Source organism: Micromonospora sp. NPDC049240 (genome assembly GCF_040647835.1).
Taxonomy (GTDB): Bacteria; Actinomycetota; Actinomycetes; order Mycobacteriales; family Micromonosporaceae; genus Micromonospora.
In genome coordinates, this window is sequence record NZ_JBEZCX010000025.1 from 1 (window position 1) to 19728 (window position 19728).

Sequence of the window (19728 nt, forward strand, 5' to 3'; positions counted from 1 at the left end):
GAAGCCAGTCCGGACGAGGTCACGCAGCACCCGCTCCGACGCGGCGGCCCGCCAGATCGGTCAGTGCTCGCCGTCTCCCACCTCCCGCCAGGCAATCATGGCGGAGTCTTGTCGGGGCTCCGGCTGCTGAGACGCAAATCCCATGGCCAACCCTCTGGCCATGGCCTCTTGGGTCGTGACCTCTTCGACCTGCCCGAATGCATCGGCGCTTCCGCTTCGCGCGCTGGCGACGCCCCTCTGCCAATGACCGCGTGCCCGGAGGTCGTTGAGGTGTCATGATCGGCGGCGATGAGTAGCGGTGAAGCTTCCGAGGCCGGTCTCTGTGAGGTACGCCGGCACCATCTGGCGCAGGTGAACGGGGTCCTTCGTCGTCCTGGTATGTACGGTAGGGACGAGATGGCCGAACGGCTGCTGTTGGAGGCGATGGCCGCGGTGGATGGCAGCCTGACGCGATGGCGGGCGGAGTGCGAGGGGCTCCGTGAGCGCGACGCGTTCGCCCCGACGGGTGTCATGGGCGCCTACAGCAACGTCCTTCCGGCGGATGCCCTACGTGATGCCACGGCCTCCGTCTATGCCGAGATCGCCGATCGCCTCGGCTGGCTCGAGTTGGACCGGGCGCTGTCGGAGGCCGAGTTTCAGCAGTTGCGTACGGATGTCGGGGAGTGGGTGACGCAGGATCGGACGCTGTCTGAGCTCATCGAGACGTTCGGGCCCCCGTCGCTGTGGATCGGCGGAACCAACCCCTTCTTCCCCAAGACCCTCGTTTACACCACGGCTGATCCCGCCCACGACCTGATCTGCTTCCACCTGTGGAACGCCTTCGCGAACACCCCAGCCGGGACAGGGCTCGAAGGGGTGCACCCTGAACCGGTGGTCCTGGCCGTACGTCATCGCTCAGGCAGCTTCCTCGGCTCGTTGTCGCTCACGCCGGAGGGCCTACGCCGCAGACCGACCGCCGACCAGCGAAGCCCGCTCAGGTCTGCGGTCTGGGTGTTCCACGGCGACCGCGCCCGATACGCCTGCGGGGTTTTCGAGACCCTCGACGCCGGACTCGCCTGGGCAGCCGAGCATCAGGTGACGGGGATCTTGGCCGAGTACGGCATCGGGGGCGCCTTCGACATGGCCGTCAGTGAGGGCCGGTTCACGCCGTCGGAGGCGCACCACGGCAGCGCGCACCATGTCGCCGCCTTCGGCCCGGGTCTACGTCAGCTCCACCTGACCGACGGCCGCCGCGACTGACAAGAAGTCAGCCAATCCGAGCCGACAAGAGATCATGACCCGGTCGTGGCAAGCGCCTCGCGAGCCAGCGGGCGCCTGACCCGGGGCGGATGGTGCGCACAAGGCTCGTCGGGTCAGTCCCGGCTTGCAGAGGCGGGCGAGCCCAGCCACGGGCCATGATGGGCCGAGCGGTTGTCGGCAGGTATTAGTCAGCGGTCTGCTGGCGAGAGGGCGGCGATTCGACGCCCACGAGCAGCCCGACCGTGCGATTCAATGGACGACGAGATCGTCGGCGATGCGCAGGGTCCTGCCATCGTGATGGATGCGCTGCACACCGTCGAACGCGGCGCTGGTGATCTGGAACCGCGAGGGTTGCGTGATCTCCTCGCTGGCGAGGGCCCATGGTGCTGCGGGGTCTGCGCCCGGCACGGCGGCGAGTAGGACGGCACAGCCGTGGCGAGGGACGTCGTGGTCGTCGTGGGGCTCGTCGTACTGCGCATGGCGCAGCAGGGCCGGGCCGGATCGGACCGGGTCAGGTGCCATCGTGGGTGGTACGTGACGCCACCGTTGGTCAAGCTCCGCGAAGGCATTCTGGCGCGCTGCTCCGTGGCGGGCGCTCGCGGCCAGGATTGCACTGCCGGCGTCGGCCGCGACACGGCAGATGTCGAGGATCGGAACGCCGGCGGCCAGATTCGGATAGTGGTGGACGAGCCGAGCGTGGCTCATCAACATGACGAGCGCTCGGGCGGCTGCCTGCTGCGGTGCGGTCCGGGTCGACGTCCCTGCCGGCTTCCGCCGTTGCGGCCGTTCGTGCGGCGTGGTGAGGTCGGCCGCCTTTCCCGCTGTCGACTCGTGCCATCGGGGGTCGTCGGGCCAGACCGTGGCCTTGATCGCCTGGAGGCGTCCGGTGCGCCCGATCGTCACGGCTGCCCCGACGCTGGTGCGGCTTACGGTCATCCCGAGCCGATCGTCGGCGTTGAACTGCAGGTCGGCGACGCCGTCGAAGGTGAACTTCAACGGTGCGGCCGGCCAGGGTTTCCTCGACCCGTCCCGCGCGACACGTCCGATACTGGGAGTGAATCGCCGCGGAGCGGCCAAGGTCAGATGCACCTTCAAGCCTTGGGCCGCCGGCCGCACCGTGAGGGAGCGCACGGTCCCGCTGGCGAGGTCGTAGTCCTGGTCCAGCGCAGCAACGATCTCTGCGGTAAGCGGGATCGCGCCCGGGAAGACTTGCCCCTGGTAGTCCCGATGTATGGAGCGCTGCGGCCTCGCGGGGGGAAGTACCGTGTCCAAACTTGGGTCCAGGTCGACAATCAGCTTGCGTCGGTCTGCCCCGAGTTCAGCCATCCACCGCAGCCCGGCGCTGGCGCTCCTGGATCGAAGCGGCCAAGGAGCACAAGCCGCGCCTACCAGCGGCACGGTGTTGTTGTCCCAGATGTCGGCGAGGCGACCGATGCGGGTCGCGTCGAAGGTGCGGGCGTCCGACGCCAGGGTGGCAATTTCCCGAACGGAACGATCCAGCAGTCCCGCGAAGGCTTCCAACGGCGAGTTCACGCCCGCGAGTATGCCGGACCTAACCGAAGGCGAGAGGTGTGCCGATGGCAAAGAGGAAGTCGCAGCCGTAGTCCAGAGGCCAAATGAGTAGCGTGCGTTCCCCACACGACGGACCCCCACATGCTGAGACTCGAATCCCATCAGCAGCCCTCGGAGTGGGGCTTCTGCCTCGGTGACCTCTTCGGCGTGCCCGAAAGCTTCAGTACCCGTGGCTCGAGTTCGCAGGCCGGCGACGTCCGCTCATGCCGAAGCGCGCGTGTTCGGCCCTCGACAGATCTCGCCGATCCTCCACGGCCGCCCGCCCGGAGAACATGTAAGCCAGAGCCGCCGGATACTCCAGAAGTGCCGCGTCCAGCTCCGGGGTCAGCAGCTCGGCAGCGCGCAGACAATCAGCGATACCCGCATGGGCAAGAGGTCGGGTCGACGGCCGGCCCTACTCAGCGGTCCTGTGCCGAAATCAGGTCGAGGTCGCGGACGCAGAAGCCGTGGTGCTCGAAGGTCTCGTTGAGCACCGTGCGGAGGCACTGCCGCACCGAGCGGCCCCGGGCGTACGGCGGCCAGACATCGTCGTCGGGCACCGGCGCTCGCGCGGCTAGTTGTACAGCGGTGACCTTGTCGAGCCAGGCCGCCAGCTCGGCGGCCTGTGCGTCACGCACGCTCACTATCTCGTCCAGGGCCGGGTCGGACGAGAGGTCAAGCCCGTGCGCTCCGCTGTAGGGCTCGACGCTCGTCCCGATGCCCATCGGCGTGAACAGCTGTGTCGAGCCCAGGCAGCAGCGGCGGAACCACGAGTCGTGGACGAAGACTAGGTGGCGCAAGGTCTGTACCGCTGACCACTCGTCGTTCACGCTGCGGCGCTCGATGCCGGGCGTCTGGCGGATCCGCTTGATCGTGGCGGCCCAGCCGGTATGGAGCTGACGTGCTGCCTCGCGCAGGTCGGCAGGGTCCTCGGAGCGGATCAGCGCCCGGACCGGATGACGCCGGTCGAGCTCTGCTTCGACGTACTGCGTGACTTCGACACCGTTCACCACGAGGTTGGTGACCAGCCCGTCGATCACGACGTCTTGCATGACGACACCGATCAGGCGCGCCCCGGTCAGGTCACACTCGCGGAACTCTGCACCGTGCAGATCCTCGTCGACATATCGCGTCATGCACCACACATTAGGGCCGCACACCGACAAGCCAGCCTCGGCTCGGCTGCACTCCGTGATCTCCCCACCAACTGTACGGCGGCCAATGGCGAGCCATGACGCATCGTGACGCACATCCGAGGCGGCCGGATGCACGCTCATGCCGCGATGCGCTCGTCGCGGGAGGGTAACCGGATCGCCGGTGCCCGCCTCCGGACATGCCGATAGGTGGATACCTTGACGAGAAGCGCGGGCGTAACGTGCAGTCGATGATCGGTGATGCCTGGCTGGATCGGTGTTCGTCTCCTTCACCCCTGCTGCGAGGGCTGGCGAGAAACCCGGCAGCGCCGGTCTACGCGCTGTTGCGGCTGGTGGATTCGTGGCCGGAGCAGGTGTGCGATGGGCTACGACGCCGCCGTGAGCTGCCGCCGCCGGTGCGGGATGCGATGCTGCACCATTCTTCGCCCAGGATCCGCGGAGCGCTGGCCGCCCATCCGCAAGTCGACGCCCTGGCGCGCGCCAAGCTGCTGGCCGACCCGGCGTGGCGGGTGAGAATGCGCGCGTTCGGCCGACCCGGTCAGGAGCCGTTGCCCGACGACGTGCTGGTCAGGTTGTTGGCCGAGCTCGACGGTCCGCCCCCCGACATGCCGTTCAGCCGAGAGGAATTGATCGGCGAGTTGTTCGAAGCGACCAGGTATGACCGGCGTCTGTTCCGGCTGGCCGCCGCGCACCCCCGGCCGGGCGTGCGCCGATTCGCGGCCGGTTCCTTGTACTGGCTGGACGAGCGGTCGCGCCAGGCGCTGCTGGAGGATGAGGCGCCCGACGTACGAGCGACCGCCGTGGCGTCCGTCGCGTACCGGCAGCGGGTGATGGAGCCTGCGGATCTGCCGGATCAGCACTGTCACGCCTTCTGGTACGTGCTGCGCCGTCCACTGTCCCGGGCGCTGATCGATCAGGTGCTGGCCAGCGGCGACACGGCTGCGCTGCGGGTGATGGGCAAGAACCCGAGCGTTCCGCCGGACGTGGTCGAAACGCTGCTGCGCCACCCCGACCCGTCGGTCCGGCAGGGAGTCACCGGTCGCGTCGACCTGACCGGCGACCAGGTCGTCAGGCTCACCACCGACTCAGCGGTCGAGGTCCGCACCGCTGTCTCCACCCATCCCGGCCTCACCGAGCAGCAGCGGGCCGGCATCGACATCGACGTGACCACTGTGCCGGGCGATGGCCACTTCGGCTCCGCGGACGTCCGCTGCCGGTGGGTCCCGTATCCCGACGATGCTGCGTGGGAGGTCACCGACGCGCTGCGCTGGGCCCGTTCGGTCAATCCGCTGCTGCGCCGACGAGCGGCCCGCAACGCCGAGTTGCCGGCGGACGTCGTCGCCATGCTCGCCGACGACCCCGACCTGGGCGTACGGGTCCTGCTCGCCCAGCACCACCCGGCCGCGCCGCCGGCGTTGCTGCTGCGCTGCTACCTGGAGTACGGCTGCTGCGGCCGGGACCGGCTCAGCGAGCTGCCACAGTTTCCCACCGAGGGACTGGCCCGCTTCGCCGACAACCCGGACCCGGCGGTACGACGGCTCGTCGCCCTCGACCCGGACGCCGACCCCGAACTCGTCGACCGACTCAGCACCGACCCGGACGTCACCGTGCGACAGGCGATGGCAGGCAGCCCACGCCTTCCGGCACCGCGGGTCACCGCGCTTCTCAACGATCCCGAACTGGCCGAGGCCGCTGCGGCCAACCCGGCCCTGACGGTCGATCACATACAAGAGATCCTGGACAGGACCACCGCGGACTAGCACCAGACCACGGAGACGGCGGCCCTGGCCGCGAACCACACGCTCATGCCGCTGGCCGCACGCCCGATCAGCGTTCGCTCGTCCTGACGATCGGAGCTGATGGCTCGGCTGCTTTCAGTCCTCGAGTGGATCCCAGTGATTGCTGTAGCGCAGCAGTGACTGGGCCAGGTCCGGGTGAGCGGCCGCCCACACGGTGTCGAACAGGAACCACTGCTGGTACCCGAACGACTGACCACAGTGCATCGTGACTTGCGCGAGGTGTTTGTCGACCTTGATGCGCGATGCGTCGGGGCGTCGGCCGTCGACATATCGGCCCGTTGTAAGAAGCGCCATGGCTTCGCTGTGGGCGGCGCCGTGCTCCTTCGGCAGGTTGGGCCACGGTTCGGCGTTGAGGTTGAAGCCGGGCCATCTGTTACACCGGTCCAGCGCCGGGGTGATGGCGGCTTCTTCGGGCGCGACGAGCGCTCGCAAGACCAGCAGCTCGGGTGGCCATGCTGCACCGCTGTCGGGGTCCGCGGTCCGGAGATGTCCGGCCAGTTCCCACAACCCGACCCCCGGGATTACCAGCGGCTGGGCGCGGGCGAGGCTTTCGCCGTCGTAGAACGTGAGGAACACCGCGTACGTGCTGGCGTCACCGGTACTGGCGGGCGTAACGACTGTTACCGGCACATCGGCGACGAGCGACGTCAACTCACCTTCCCCACCAGGCAACGGCCACGACTGGAACAGGTATGCCAACCGGTCGTGGGCGGCCGCGACCACCTCGTCATCGAGGAAGAAGTAGGCCAGTTCCACCTCGTCGTCATCGGTCCGTACCCGAAGGCTGTGATCGTCGAGGCGGATGAAGTCCTCGTCACCCTCGACGTACAAGTGCTCATGTAGGAGCTCGCGCAGCTCGCTGGTCGTTGCCGGCCGAGACAGGCCGTGCTTCCGTGCCGCCTCGAAGATCGAATCGAGGCCGTAGACGTCACCGCCCAGCTCGTTCTCGACCCAGGACTCCGGATCGTCGCAGTCCCAGCCTCGCCGGAACCAATTCAGCACGGTCTCGTCCGGCAGCCGCCGGACCCGCTTGCTCAACTGGCCCTCGTAGTGGGAGCGATACACGAAATGCACGGCATGACGGTACTGCAGCCGGTCACGCAGACGTGGACGGCCGGAGCCAAACTTCTGCCGCTACTAGGTGATGTGAGGGGCCTCCGGGTGCCGGCATCTGGCCGGCGTAGCAACCGATGAGTACGACGTAGTGATCGCTGTTCCGGAGTCCCCACGATCAGCGACGCCGGCCGGGGCGGGGAATGCCTTGTAAGGCTCTGTCCAGGTCCTCGTCGGTGAAGCAGACCAGCCGGTCGACGCGGTGGCAGAAAATTCGGCCTTTGAAGGCCCAGTGCCAGAGGGTGGTTTCCGCGATCGAAAGCTTCGCTGCGGCCTCGGTGTACTCCCCGGCCACCTCGTCCTTCTCTTGCCCTCCGGTGCTAGGTGTGCGGTCAGACTGTTGGACGTTGGTGAGGTGCGGCGTCGGTTTCTCGCCGAGCGATGGGGCAGCGCGAAGGTGGCGAAGATGCTGCTGGTCGACGCGACGGGCGCCGCCGCGGTGATGCTGGGCTTCTACGACCGGGCCGAGGAGGAGATGGTCGCCGCCTTGGCGAGCGGTGACCCGCGCGACGGGCAGACCGCCGGGATCGACCGGTTCAACGGGCTGCTGGTCGCGGGTTCGTCGCCGCTCACGAGGCTAACGCGTCGACCGTGGCGGCCGGGCGGTACTCCCGCCGAGAGCACCTGCTGCTGCCGTGGCTGGACCGCCTGGTGGCCGAAGGCCAAGAGCTGTCGGAGTCCGCGCAGCCACGGGCCCTGGAGCAGGCCGAGGCCGAGGCCGCGGCCGAGCTGGGGTACGACGAAGCCGAGGGCTACGTGGAGGACGCCGAAGGCTTGCGGCCGTTCAAGGACGTGCAGCTGCCCGAGAGCGACGTGGAGCCGGCGGCCGAGCCTGACGACGCCGCCGACGGCGACGCCGAGTCGCAGGCCGAGACGGACCCGTGCCCGGACGGCGACTTTGGACTCGGCCGAGGCCGGCGGCGAGCAGGGAGCATGACCCCTGCCAGTCGGCAGGAGGGGCGTGACCCTAATTGACTTAGATTGATGAGTGAGGAGCATCTGTTCCGTAGGCCTACGACGGCAGATGGAGGCTCGATGGTCGCGGCCCTTCGGATGACCATCGCTTGGTGGGCGGAGCCGGCCGCATGGTCAGGGCGGCAAGACCGCCGGGCACTCCGAGAGCATCCAGCGCGCGGTCGAGCCATGCCGGTTCATCAGCGCACATCTCGACCAGGAGGAGATACTGCCCCGGCACGGCCAGGCGACGGTGGACGACGATGCTCTCGCGCATCAGGCCACCTGGCAACGTCCGCCGAAAAGCTACGCCACGGTGGCCGACATGATCGATGTCATTACCGGGAGTGCGGACTCGCTGCTGGCCGGAGGTGAGGACCACACCCAGGACATGCGGATGGGCGCCGAACAATGGGTCCAGGGCCTGGCGAAGTGCCTCCTCCTTACGCGGCAGAGAATCCTGGGCAAACGCGGAGAGCGGCCACAGGGCACCGGCGTCCTCCAACCACAACCAGGCTGCTCCAGCTGACTCCGTCTTGACGGCTTTCGCCACAAGCGCACGCAGCAGACGAGGGCCCTGATCCGCCGCCCATACCGGGCCAGAGACCACCGTCCCTGCCGGTGCCGGGCCGGGCCGCACGGTGAGAGTCGCATCTTCCAACGCAACCTCGACGGATGCGCTGCCTGCCACGGACTTCTGCGCGGCGGAACTCACGGCTTCCCGCCACTCATCGGTCGGCTCGTGTGCCAGTTCGCCGTCAAAGTGCACCCCGTGCCGGTGCTCGAGCTGCCGGAGAAAAGCTTGCGCCTGGCTCACCTGCTGGTTGTACTCCAGGAACTTCTTGTCCGGCCCGAGCGTCCGCAACTCAAGGAATACGTCGCTGCTGGCGCGAACCGCCCGCAGGTCTCCCGGACCGCCTTGGGGCTTGCTGGGCTCCAGCATCACCCTGGCGCCGGCTACCTTCGCCTGCGCCGCGAGCCTCGCCAAGGCAAGGTGGTGGCGGAATTCGTCGGCGACAGGGTTCGCTCGGAGGTTTCGGCGCAGATGGCCGACGCCCGGCGTCGCGGCATCAACCAGGTACTGCAGGCGCGCCCACAGCCCCACCACGTTTCCGAAGGCACCAATGCCCGTCAACGAGGCGAAGTATGGCCCCATGGTCGGACCAGCTACACCGTTGGCGGGCCGCACGGCCTTGTGCAGCCAACCTGGCCCGAAGAACGCTTCGAGATCATCGATCATGCGAGACGCCGTCTGACGACCCAGTGGTGTCAGGTAAGGAGCCTCTGCCGGATCACCGACCGCGATGGACCAGTCGAGCTCACGGCGACCTGCCTCTACGTCACGCCATCTGTCGTTCACAAGCCAAGCATTCTCAACGCCGCCACTGATTTTCGTCGCCCCGGCCAGCCGCCAGCCGCCATAGATCCGGCGATCAGTCAAGGAAGTCGTACTCGGATTCGTCGACGAGGCCGGCAATGAAAGTCTCGAAGTCGGGGGCAAGGACAGTGATCTGGTAGTTCCGCTCCTGGTCGACGTGCACGACGGCTGGCTCTCCAGGTGAGCGGTATTCGAGGGCGATCATGTCGTGACCCGCCGACGGGCAGTCGGCGATGTAGATGCCGATGGCGGGGTAGCCCCATTCGGCTACCCAGAACGCGCTGCCGAGCTCGCCGCAGAGGCTGAAGTCGGCAGTTCGACCGATTGCTGCGAGCGAGTACACGCCAACGTGGTCCTCGGCCCATGAGGTTCGGCTGGGCGCAGGGTGGGCGTCATGGGCGAACGAGCCGCCGTTGTGTCGACGAGCCAGATCCACGTACGCGGCAGGGAGTTGGTGTCCAAGCTGCGCTTCCACCGTTCGTAGAGTCTCGTTGTTGGGCGGATCCTCCAGCGGGGCAGATCTGTCGAAGACGGTTGCGGGATCGAGCACAGGTCGACGGTAGTCGGTCGGCGTCAGTTCCAGGAGTGCCGGTAGCCCGGTTGCTGGCGACAGCAACGGTGACAGCAACCGGGCCGGACAGGCAGATCCGAAGTCACCAGGAGGTGAACCAGCGCTCGACGTCAGAGACGTGTGCGGACGGAGCTGGACGGAGCGCCCAGAACTTGCAAGCGAGGGGTCGGAGTCCGTCGAGCCGCGACGTATTGGCCGGCCGCGAGCCCGAGTGCGGTTCCGATGCAGATCGGAACGGCAGCGAGGACCAGGACGAGGGCGTCCCCGATGGCGCTGTGGTGGGCCGAGTTCAGCCAAGTGCCGGTGTAGAAGCCGAGCAGCACAAGGGCCGCCCACCAGGTCGTCCGCTTGCTGAGGGCTGCAAGCGTTCCAACTGCGAGTCCTGAGCCGGCGAGGCTGGCGACCATGATGATGGCAGCGGCAGGAGCACGGTCCATCGAGCCGCCCGCACCGGCCGTTGCCCAACCCGACAGCCCTCCGAGCCCAAGGGCCATCGTGCCCGTCAACCACATGTTGAGTCGCACGGCCAGGACGGTAGCAACGGGTTGCAGGTGCCGCTGCCGTCGGTCAACCGCCGACGGTGTAGTGCCGAGATTGGGGGAGCGGAATGGGAGCAGCCGGGTGCATTGAACGGCGCTGAATGCCGTGCATCGGCACTGAACGGCACTCAACTGCACCCACGCCGACCTGCACGTTCGCGTTTCCGCAGTTCAGAGTCGGTGCGGCGTCCTGTTTCACACAACTGCACTCAACGGCACTGAACAGCAGTCAACGGCACTCTATGTCGCCTGGTAAGGAGGTATCTGCAGGTCAGAGCAGTAAGGATCTTGTGGCTGCTCGGGCCTTGCAGGTGGGTGCAGATTGGGTGCAGCTTGGCGAAGTGGTCACCGCGTCCGAAGTGGTCACCAGGGCCCGACGCGCCGAAGCCCTTTGACCTGCGACGATGCGGGCGAGCGAGGCGGAGCGACCTCCCATGGAACACCGAAGTGGTCAGGGTTCGCTGCTCCCGTCTGGATGGCGCCGGCTGTGGTCCTGGACCCCGCTGACGCCGCTCACGAGGGTGGTGCCCCATCGATGCATGGCTCTGGGTGCCGTGGTGCTGGCGTCGGCATGGATCCCGGGAGCTGGGACTTGAATCCCACTGCCAACCTTCTGAGCAGGGCTTCCTACTCGGTGACTTCTTCGGCGCGCCCGAAGAGGTCACCAAGAGGACTACCCTTACGTGAGCTTCAACGTCGCGCTGATGATTAGCGGCGGCGGTGGGGCATTGGTTCGTGTCCCCTCGAACACCACATTGCAGCATCCATGCTGTGTTTCGCGTACTGGTGGTCAAGTGCGCTTGACCACGCAACTCTCAGCTCAGTGACTCCCTCGATCGACCCTGTCTCGATCGGGGGCGATTGTCGTGGCTGATCGCTCGGTGGTTCCCGTCATCCCGCCGGTGGTGTTGTCCGGCCGATCCTGAGGTGCTGGCGCACGTCGGGCGTCCCTCGGTGGCAGGCGATGGCGCCGTTGTTGCGGAGTTGGGAGTGGAAGCGTCGTTCCCCGCCCGGCTGTAGCGAGCGCCAGCGGCGGGTCACCCCGAACTGGCACGGCAGGCGGCGCGGGGGAGAATCCCACCTGGTAGGCCAGGGTGAGCGGGTTGGCGTGGTGCCATACCCGGGCGATCACCGGGTCGTGGGCAGGCACTCGGCGAGCAGGTCGACGACGTCACGCCAAGCCCGCTGCGCGTGCCGTGGGTGGTAGCCGACGCCGGGGAGCACGGTGTGGTCGACCGGTGGTGGTGGAAGGCGTGCAAGGCGCCGCCGTAGACCACGAGGCGCCAGTCGACGCCTGCGGCCTGCATCTCGGCGGTGAATGCGTCCCGTTGCGCGGGCGGCATGATCGGGTCTTCCGACCCGACCCCGGCCCAGACTGGGCAGCGGATGCGCGCCGTCTCGCCCGGTCGGCCGGTGGTCAGTGCGTTGACGGTCCCGATCGCGCGCAGGTTGACGCCGTCGCGCCCGAGTTCCAGCGCGATCGCGCCCCCGGTGCCGTAGCCGACGGCGGCGATCTGGTCGGGGTCGGTCCGCGGTTCGGCGCGGAGCACGTCGAGCGCCGCGTGGCCGATGCCCCGCATCCGGTCGGGGTCGGCGAGCAGTGGCATGCAACGGGCCAGCATCTCCTCGGGGTCGCCCAGATAGCGTCCGCCGTGGAGGTCGAAGGCGAGCGCCACGTATCCCAGTTCGGCGAGCGTGTCGGCTCGGCGGCGCTCGACGTCGCTGAGCCCCACCCCCTCGGGGCCGATCAGGACCGCGGGCCGGCGGTCGGCGCCGGCCGGGAGCGCGAGGTGCCCGATCATCGTCAGGCCGTCGGCCGCGTATCTGACCTCGCGCGTGGTCGCCGTCGTCATGAGCCTGGACTGTAGTGCGCGCCGAGCCCGGTGGGGCCGGCGTTCTGCCGCTGGGAGAAGGCGGGTCTCCGGCGTGCTCCGGAACCATCCGTCAGCAACTCGGCTGAGCGCGCCGCCGGGGTCGGACGTTCGGGTAAGGACTGACGGGCGACGAGCGTGCCTGTCACTCCTTACCCGAACCGCCTCGACACACGATCAGCACCGCGAGGGCGGCACCGACTCCCACGGCTCCTGACCCCGCCCAGAGGGGCGGCGTCTCGACCCGGTCCGCGCCGCATCCGCCCGCGGGTCGATCAGGTCGGTGCGGTCGCAGGCGGCGTACCCCCACCGGCCACCCGCGATCCAGTACGACCGAAGAGCCACCTCACCGACGACGAACAGGGCGCACGCCGTCGCCCACAACCAGATCCTGGCGACCGACGTGACGCCGATCTCGCCCTCATCGCTCGGGCCCGGCAGTACCGACAGTCATCAACCAAGGGTCTACGGCGACGGACGGCCTCTCCGCCCCGGCAACGGGGAATGTGCTCCCTCGGCCGGGGGAGCGGCCCTCCGATGTCCGTTCCGTTCCCCGGGCAGACCGGCCGGCCAGGAGCCGGGACCTCAGCGCACCGGGGCGGCAGAGCGTCCGCCAGACCGCTCCGCCACGCCAGGCGGCGATGCCCACCCGGTTGTCGAGCCCCAGCTTCGCCCGGATGTTGGCGATGTGGGACTTCGCGGTGCCGGCGGCCCGGGCGCAGGCGCCGGACGGTGACCTCCCACGGCCGGACCCCCCGCCCGCTGTCATCGCTCGTCCGTCGGCCGGATCCGTCGCCGTCGTGCCTGGTGGGAGCGGGCACCCCGGTGTACTCGGGTTGGTCGGCGTTGCCGGCCGGGTACCGGCCGGTACAGCTGCGCTCGCGTCGGCGGGTGCGTCTCCGTCTCGCCCGCCCGGGCTGCCCGCCGTACCAGCTCGTTCGACTCCTCCGTCCGGCATCCCGAGGCCCGCAGCACTTCACTGCCCGCCGTGCGGATGTCGTTGATCATCGCTTCGCCGAGCGAGCTCACTCCCTGCCCCCAGGCGCGGCCGGCGCACTCCGCGCTCTCCAGGACGAGGCGACCGGCTCGGAGGAACTCGCGCTCGTCGCGGCAGGCATGGTGCAGCTCCCGCAGGGCGTCGGCGAGTCGGGACAGGGCCATCGGCAGCGCCGGCGGGATGGGTTCGTCGTGCTGAAGGGCGGTGACGGTGCGCCGCGCCACGGACCGGGTGTAGAGGATCACCTGTTCGAGGTGTCGCAGCGCGGTCGCGTACCGGTGGAAGTGTCGACGTCGACGCCACCGGGCCGGTGCGATGGTGACCACCTCCTCGGCCCCGGCGAGGGCGTCGGTGAGCCGGCCGACGTCGGGGCCGAGGCCGCGTAGGGCCTGCAGGGCACGCATGGCCCCCTCCGCGTCGCCTGTAGTCTGCGCCTCGGCAATGGCATCAAGCTGCCGGGTCAGTTCCGTGACGACAGGTCCGGCCGCGTTGTCGAGCACTCGCAACGGATTCACCGGCAGCAGCACCGCCACCACGAAGAGGCCGGCCAAGCCGCCGATCAGAGCGTCGACGATGCGGGGCACCTCCAGGTTGTGGTCGGCGGGGGCGAGGGTGGCGATCAGCACGGCCGTACCGCCGGCCTGACCGACCAGGGCGCCACCGCGCCCGGCAACGAGCAGCGCGGTGGCAATGGCCACGGTGACCACCACGCCGGTCTGCACGATGCCCGAGCCGACCAGATAGCGCAGCAGGTCGGTGACGACGATGCCGACGCCGACACCGGCGAGCAGTTCGAGGGTGCGTCGGACCCGTTGGCCGATGGCGGTGGCGATGGTGCCGACCGCCGCGGCGGGCGCGAACACGTGTGCTCCGGGACCGAACCGGGCGGCCAACAGAGCAGCCAGCGCGGCGGCCAGGCCCGCCTGAGCGGCGATCACCAGAATGATCTCGAGCTGGCGCCGACGGGACCGCCCGAACGCGCCACCCTCCTCTCGCGCCGTCGTGAGCACGTGGCCGCCGCGCTCCACGACCCGGTCGAGAGCCGAAGGGGCGCGATCGTCACTCGCACGGTCGGTCATGCCGGGTGTTACCCACCCTTGACCGGACGAATCGTTCCTGTCGCGGATGGCGGCCGACGGCACCGTCCCGGCCGCCGAGCGTAGGGTCAGCACCTTGCCCGCTTGCTGAGGAGCTCGCAGCCTGGGTTGATTGATCGACCGAATGGCTAATCCAGGTACGTCTATGCGGCGGCTAGGCTGGCGTTGCGTTGAGTCATCACCTGGCTACGTTCGGAGGAGTTCCATGCGTACCACCGTCAAGGTCCTTGCCGCGTCCGCCCTTGCCGCTCTGAGTCTTGCCGCCGCCGGCGCCACCCCGGCCCTCGCCGCCGCCCCGGCGCCCTCCTGCGAGTCCGGCGCCTCACAGTTCTACTGCGACGGCAGCAGCACCGGCACGACGACCTGGAGCATCACCTGGTACTCCGGCAGCGTCGGCACCTTCACGACTGCCGGGTCGACCCTCTTCGCCGGCTGCCCGGCCAGCAACCTCGGTCGCACCGTACGGGCCAGCTACAGCTACTTCGACGGCAGCACGACCCAGTACAGCGGCACCACCCAGTTCATCTGCCGCAGCGGCCCCTGGCAGTAGAGCCGTCCCGCGCCGGCGTACGGGTCGCCAGCGCGTACGCCGGACAGGCTCCAGCACCGGTGTGGGGTTTCGGTAGATCATCGGCATGATCGACGGTCGAGGCGTGGGACCGTGTGGCTCACCGCCGCGGCGACGATGACGGCGCCGGCGGCTGTCGCGTTCCGCCACCGCGCGACCGGCGTACGGGCCCGCGCCGACGGATCGGGCGAGGGCGTCCGGGCGTCCCCGAAAGGCCTCCAGGTCGACGGCTTGCCCGGGCCGCAGCTCGGTCCGGGTTCGATCCTCGGGGGGATCCTGGTGGTTGCGCACGTGGTCTCCCTCGCTGAACTCTCCCCGCACCACAACGTCGCCGGCCGGCGTGGGGTCCAGCGGGAACGGCGCCGCCGCCCGTGTCAGGGCGTCGCGGCCGGGCTCACGTCCACGGCCTGCAACGTCTGGAGCTCCTCCACCGACAGGTCGGTACGCCCCCGGAGCCGGCTGGCCTGCCGGGTGACCGCCTCGTCGAGCAGTTGACGGGCGTACCGGCCGTTGCCGAAGGACCGGCCCTTCGGCACCGCCGTGAAGTGCGCCCGCAGCGCGTCGAGCGTGCCCAGCGGGCACTCGTACCCGCTGGCCGCCGCGAGGTTCTGGAAGATGGCCAGCAGTTCGTCCGGCGTGTACTGGGCGAAGTGGATGTGCCGGGTGAACCGCGATTCCAGGCCGGCGTTGGCGGCGAGGAATGCCGCCATCTCCTGGTCGTACCCGGCGACGATCACGACCACCTCGTCGCGGTGGTCCTCCATCAGCTTGACCAACGTGTCGATCGCCTCGCGACCGAAGTCGTTGTGGGCGTCCGGGGGAGTGAGCGTGTACGCCTCGTCGATGAACAGCACGCCGCCACGGGCGCGGTCGAACGCCTCCCGGGTCCGGTGCGCCGTGTGCCCGATGTACTCGCCCACCAGGTCGGCGCGAGCCACCTCGACGACCTGCCCACCGCTGAGCACTCCGAGGGCCGCCAGCAGCCGGCCGTACAGCCGGGCGACGCTTGTCTTCCCGGTGCCGGGCGGCCCGGAGAACACCAGGTGGCGGGAGACCGCGGGGGCGGGCAGCCCGGCGCTGATCCGTACCCGGGCGTTGGCCAGCAGGTCGATCAGGTCGGCGACCTCCTGCTTCACCGCCTCCAGGCCGATCATCGCGTGCAGCGAGGCGAGCAGTCCGTCCACCGCGGCGCTGCCGGCCGCGTCCGAGCCGGCGGTCGCGGTCGGCGCGGCGCCCAGGTCCTGCGGCAGCAACTGGGCCAGCTCCACCCCGTCACTGGCGCCCTGCGCGGACAGCCGGTACGCCTGCCGGCCGATCATCTCCTCGAAGATCTTCCGGGCCACCCGGGCGTTGCCGAACGACTCGGTGCGGGGCATCGCGTCGAACAGCCCGGCCAACGCGGCGCGGGTGTCGTACTCCAGCACGTAGTGGTGGGTGCGGCAGAGCCGGTCGACGATGGTGATCAGCTCGTCGGTGCTGTAGCTGTCGAACTCGACGGTGCGGGAGAAGCGTGAGGCGAGGCCGGCGTTGCCGGCCAGGAACTGCCGCATCTGCGGCGAGTAGCCGGCGACGATCACGATCACCTCGTCGCGGTGATCCTCCATCAGCTTGACCAGGGTGTCGACGGCTTCCCGGCCGAAGTCGTGCCCGCCCGCGCCCTCGATCGGATTCAGCGTGTACGCCTCGTCGACGAACAGCACGCCGCCCAGCGCCTCGGTGAACTTCTGGGTGGTCTTCACCGCGGTGCCGCCGATGTGCTCCGCGACCAGGTCCGCCCGGGACGCCTCGACCAACTGGCCGGATTCGAGCACCCCGAGGGCGGTCAGGATCTGGCCGTACAGCCGGGCCACCGTGGTCTTGCCGGTGCCCGGCGCCCCCGCGAAGACCAGATGCCTCGACATCGGCGGGCGGGGCAGCCCGGCCGCCGCCCGCCGCTGCGCGACCTGGTGCAGCCCGACCAGGGTCGCCACCTCCTGCTTCACCGCCGCCAGGCCGACCAGGGCGTGCAACTGCGCCAGCAGCGGCGCGACGGTGTCGCCGCCGTCGGACGCCGCCGCGCCCGCCTCGGCGTCCGTCGCCCCCGGTGACGGGAACCGGCCCGGATCCGGGGTCCGCCGGCCCGGCTCCGAGTCGGCCAAGGGCACGACGGGCGTCGCGTCGGGGGCCGGGCGGTCGCCGTTCCGGGGCGCCTCCCGCCGGTCCGGGTGGGTCGCGGCCCCCACCCGGCGGATCTGCTCACGCCGGTTGCCGGTGATGGTGGCGCCGGTCAGGTCGACCGGCTCCCGCGTTTCCAGCAGCACCCCGTCCGTGCCGTTGTCGACGACCTCCGACCGGGCCAGCGTGCCCCGGGAGCCCGGTGCGAACCGCACGCCGACCAGGTCGCCGCCGCTGACCCGGCTGTGCCGCAGGTCGAGATCGCCGGACGCCTCGACCACGACTCCGGCCCGGGCCGCCGAGCCGATCTCGCAGGAGGTGAGGGTGGCCTGGCCGTCGCCGGCGACGATCAGCCCGTACGGGCCGCCGCGCAGCCGGGAGTCGGTGAGCACCAACCGGCCCCCGGCGACCCGGACGGCGGCTTCGCCGCAGCTCTCGACGGTGCAGCCGCGCACCGTGCCGAGCCCGCCGTCGACGCCCTGCACGCCGTACTCCCGGCAGTCCGCCACGGTCGTGTCGTCGAGCACCGGATCGGCGCCGGTGCGCACCAGCACGCCGGTCCGGCCGCCGCTCACCGTGCACCGTGTCAGGGTGCCCCGGGCCCCGCCGTCGAAGACCACGGTCGCGTCGCCGGCGCCGGTGATCCGGCAGTCCTCGAGTGTGGGCGCCGCGCCGCCGGTGACGGCGACCGCCGCCGCGGCGGTGGCGTCGAGCCGGCAGTCGACCAGCCGGCCGGTGGCGGTCTCCAGGGCGAACACGGCGTGCCCGGTGGCGGTCTCGACCTGGCAGCGCGACAGCGTCGGGGCGGCGTCCCCGGCGATCACCACCCCGTGCCCGTCGACATCCCGTACGACGCAGTCCTCCAGCGTCGGACGCCCGCCGGTGGCGACCAGCGCGGGGCCACCGGAGTCACGAATCGTGGTGCGCAGCAGGCGGACGGCGCCGCCGCTCTCGACGGCGACCGCCGGCCCGGCGACCGCGGACACGACACAGTCGGTCAGGCTGCCCCGACCGGCGCGGGCGGACAGCACGGCCGGTCCGGCCGTCTCGGTCAGCGTGCAGTCCACCAGCTCCGGGTCGGCGCCGGAGGAGATCACCACCCCCGCGCCGCCGACGTCGCGGACGGTGCTGGCCCGCACCGTCCCGGTCATCCCGCTCTCCAGCAGCAGACCGGCTCCGGCGGCGTTGCGCACCACGCAGTTGTCGAGGTCCAGGCGGCTGTCGCCGGCGTGCAGCGCGACCAGCCCGTCGGCCGTCAGCTCGCAGTCCGACATCCGCAGCGACCCGCCGGTGACCTGCACCGCCGGGAACCGGTCGCCGCCACCGACGACGGTGATGCCGCGCAGCTCCACCCGGCCGGCGCCGACGAAGAGGGCGACCGCGTCCGGCGCCTGGAGCGTCACGGTGCCGGGGCCGTCCTCGGCGGCCAGCGTGACGTCCCCGACGATCCGCAGCTCCTCGTGATAGGTGCCCGGCTGGAGCACGATGGTCGTGCCCGGGCCGGCGACCGCCAGCGCGTCGGCGATGCGGGGCAGCCCGCCCGGCTCGGTGTGCGACACCGACACCACACTGGAATTCATCGTCGCGAACCTCCGGGAACGGGAGCGGTGGGCCGGGCCGGCGTCGCGTCGGCGGGCCGGTCCGGGACGAAGCGGTGACCCCGGTCGTCCAGGCCGATCGGGAAGTCCAGGGTGACCGGGCCGCGGAGATCGGCGGCGGTCGCGTTCGCGCGCAGCCGCCGCAGCATCTCCTCGCCCCGACCGGCCGCCGCGGGGCGCTCACCGGTACGGTCGCGCAGCAGCACCCGCACGGGGCCGTCGCCGTCCGGATCGTCGACGGCGAGCACCGCGAAGCGGCTGCCCGGCGGGAAGGCCGCCGTGGGCCGGGCCTGCGAGGTGAACGGGTCGATCCGTCGGGCGCTGACCGACCAGATGACGTACTCGACCGCGACGTCGGGACCGGCCCCGCCGGACAGTCGCACGTCGACGAAGGCCGGCTCGACGAGTTCGTCGCCGGCCCGGTAACCGTCGGCCGTCGGCGCGCTGCTGGTGGCGTAGACCGGGCCGATGACGGTGGGTAGGCGGCGCAGCCCGCTCGCCGCGCCTCGGGCGAGCAGCGTGGCCGCCCCGGGCGGACCGTCCGATCCCCGGAGGGCATGGTTCACCGCCGCCGGGTCCGCCGCGTAGGCGCAGAGCGCCACCAGGTCGCCGACCAGGTCGGCGCCGTGACCGGCAGCGCGAAGGCCGGGCTCCTCGGCGAGGGTGCGGGTGACCACCCGGGCGTACGCGTCGTAGCGGTCGGTCAACGCCCGTCGCAGCCGGGCCCGGTCCTCGGCGCCCCATTCACCGCTGGCCAACCATCGGGCCACGGCGGGGGTCCCGGTCGGCTGCGGTGGGTCGGACGCGGGCCGTGCGGGGCTGACCGCGGCCGGGGCGTCGCGTGGCGTCGGCCGAGGGCCGGCGGCGACGGCCGGCGCGGTCGGCGGGCCGGCCAGCGTGGCCAGTCCGCTCCACCGGCCCGCCCACCGGCCCGGATCGAGGACGGTCGCGCGTGACGTCAGCTCCTCGGGTGTGTCGTTGAGCGGGGGTGGCGCGTCGACGGTCGGCGCGCCGGCCCGGGCCGGAAGCGGCAGCGGGACGGTCAACCGTGCCCCCTCTCGGTCGGCCCTGGCGGCGGTGGGACCTGACCGGTTGACAACGGACGGCACGGGCGTCGGGTTCATCGCACGGTCACCCGCCGACCA

At 70.4% G+C, this 19728-nt stretch carries 14 protein-coding genes and 1 pseudogene; 4 read left to right on the forward strand and 11 right to left on the reverse strand.

The genetic code is table 11. The features are described from left to right. Positions 1 to 396 precede the first annotated feature (396 nt). The gene (locus AB0B02_RS28455) at positions 397 to 1239 is read left to right on the forward strand and encodes a hypothetical protein (protein WP_281938946.1); all 843 of its coding nucleotides are present in this window, start codon (positions 397 to 399) and stop codon (positions 1237 to 1239) included. A gap of 249 nt (positions 1240 to 1488) precedes the next feature. On the opposite strand, the gene AB0B02_RS28460 is transcribed toward AB0B02_RS28455, so the two are convergent. Continuing rightward, positions 1489 to 2772, reverse strand: coding sequence for a hypothetical protein (locus AB0B02_RS28460; RefSeq protein WP_357305388.1), 1284 nt, complete (start codon positions 2770 to 2772; stop codon positions 1489 to 1491). A 437-nt stretch (positions 2773 to 3209) separates the two neighbouring features. Next, a complete protein-coding gene (locus tag AB0B02_RS28465; RefSeq protein ID WP_357305391.1) occupies positions 3210 to 3926 on the reverse strand; it encodes a DinB family protein in 717 nt (238 codons plus the stop codon). A gap of 248 nt (positions 3927 to 4174) precedes the next feature. On the opposite strand from AB0B02_RS28465, the gene AB0B02_RS28470 reads away from it, so the two are divergent. Further along, positions 4175 to 5704 carry a hypothetical protein gene (locus tag AB0B02_RS28470; protein WP_357305394.1) on the forward strand — a complete coding sequence of 510 codons (1530 nt, stop codon included), beginning with the start codon at positions 4175 to 4177 and terminating at the stop codon, positions 5702 to 5704. Positions 5705 to 5818: 114 nt separating this feature from the next. Here AB0B02_RS28470 and AB0B02_RS28475 read toward each other — a convergent pair whose 3' ends face one another. After that, a complete protein-coding gene (locus tag AB0B02_RS28475; RefSeq protein WP_357305397.1) occupies positions 5819 to 6817 on the reverse strand; it encodes a hypothetical protein in 999 nt (332 codons plus the stop codon). A 157-nt stretch (positions 6818 to 6974) separates the two neighbouring features. Then, the gene (locus AB0B02_RS28480) at positions 6975 to 7151 is read right to left on the reverse strand and encodes a hypothetical protein (RefSeq protein WP_281938953.1); all 177 of its coding nucleotides are present in this window, start codon (positions 7149 to 7151) and stop codon (positions 6975 to 6977) included. 296 nt (positions 7152 to 7447) lie between these two features. Here AB0B02_RS28480 and AB0B02_RS28485 point away from each other — a divergent pair, with 296 nt between their 5' ends. Beyond that, on the forward strand, positions 7448 to 7831 hold the full coding sequence (locus tag AB0B02_RS28485; protein WP_357305400.1) for a hypothetical protein: 384 nt from the start codon (positions 7448 to 7450) through the stop codon (positions 7829 to 7831). Between the two features lie 37 nt (positions 7832 to 7868). On the opposite strand, the gene AB0B02_RS28490 is transcribed toward AB0B02_RS28485, so the two are convergent. The 5 genes and pseudogenes from AB0B02_RS28490 to AB0B02_RS28510 all read right to left on the reverse strand — a co-directional run bounded on the left by AB0B02_RS28490 (position 7869) and on the right by AB0B02_RS28510 (position 14245). Beyond that, a complete protein-coding gene (locus AB0B02_RS28490) occupies positions 7869 to 9050 on the reverse strand; it encodes a hypothetical protein (RefSeq protein WP_357305403.1) in 1182 nt (393 codons plus the stop codon). A gap of 193 nt (positions 9051 to 9243) precedes the next feature. Further along, a complete protein-coding gene (locus AB0B02_RS28495) occupies positions 9244 to 9771 on the reverse strand; it encodes an SMI1/KNR4 family protein (RefSeq protein WP_357305516.1) in 528 nt (175 codons plus the stop codon). Between the two features lie 98 nt (positions 9772 to 9869). After that, positions 9870 to 10283, reverse strand: a complete 414-nt coding sequence (locus AB0B02_RS28500) for a hypothetical protein (RefSeq protein ID WP_357305406.1) — start codon at positions 10281 to 10283, stop codon at positions 9870 to 9872. Positions 10284 to 11426: 1143 nt separating this feature from the next. After that, positions 11427 to 12151: pseudogene (locus AB0B02_RS28505) on the reverse strand (dienelactone hydrolase family protein). Positions 12152 to 12934: 783 nt separating this feature from the next. Further along, positions 12935 to 14245 (reverse strand): FUSC family protein, encoded by a 1311-nt coding sequence (locus AB0B02_RS28510; protein ID WP_357305409.1) that lies wholly within the window; start codon positions 14243 to 14245, stop codon positions 12935 to 12937. Positions 14246 to 14468: 223 nt separating this feature from the next. Between AB0B02_RS28510 and AB0B02_RS28515 the strand changes: the two genes are divergently transcribed. Further along, positions 14469 to 14813 (forward strand): hypothetical protein, encoded by a 345-nt coding sequence (locus AB0B02_RS28515; protein ID WP_281938968.1) that lies wholly within the window; start codon positions 14469 to 14471, stop codon positions 14811 to 14813. A gap of 392 nt (positions 14814 to 15205) precedes the next feature. Here the strand turns inward: AB0B02_RS28515 and AB0B02_RS28520 are convergent, their stop codons facing one another. Beyond that, positions 15206 to 18565 carry a right-handed parallel beta-helix repeat-containing protein gene (locus AB0B02_RS28520; protein WP_357305412.1) on the reverse strand — a complete coding sequence of 1120 codons (3360 nt, stop codon included), beginning with the start codon at positions 18563 to 18565 and terminating at the stop codon, positions 15206 to 15208. Continuing rightward, the gene (locus tag AB0B02_RS28525; protein WP_357305415.1) at positions 18562 to 19629 is read right to left on the reverse strand and encodes a hypothetical protein; all 1068 of its coding nucleotides are present in this window, start codon (positions 19627 to 19629) and stop codon (positions 18562 to 18564) included. Before AB0B02_RS28525 ends, AB0B02_RS28520 begins: the two co-directional genes overlap by 4 nt. Between the last annotated feature and the right edge of the window lie 99 nt (positions 19630 to 19728).

Excerpts from the sequence above, each read along its gene's own strand:
- AB0B02_RS28455 (WP_281938946.1), top strand. The coding sequence starts at position 397 with ATGGCCGAACGGCTGCTGTTGGAGGCGATGGCCGCGGTGGATGGCAGC.
- AB0B02_RS28465 (WP_357305391.1), bottom strand. The coding sequence starts at position 3,926 with ATGACGCGATATGTCGACGAGGATCTGCACGGTGCAGAGTTCCGCGAG.
- AB0B02_RS28470 (WP_357305394.1), top strand. The coding sequence starts at position 4,175 with ATGATCGGTGATGCCTGGCTGGATCGGTGTTCGTCTCCTTCACCCCTG.
- AB0B02_RS28490 (WP_357305403.1), bottom strand. The coding sequence starts at position 9,050 with ATGATCGATGATCTCGAAGCGTTCTTCGGGCCAGGTTGGCTGCACAAG.
- AB0B02_RS28510 (WP_357305409.1), bottom strand. The coding sequence starts at position 14,245 with ATGACCGACCGTGCGAGTGACGATCGCGCCCCTTCGGCTCTCGACCGG.
- AB0B02_RS28515 (WP_281938968.1), top strand. The coding sequence starts at position 14,469 with ATGCGTACCACCGTCAAGGTCCTTGCCGCGTCCGCCCTTGCCGCTCTG.
- AB0B02_RS28520 (WP_357305412.1), bottom strand. The coding sequence starts at position 18,565 with ATGAATTCCAGTGTGGTGTCGGTGTCGCACACCGAGCCGGGCGGGCTG.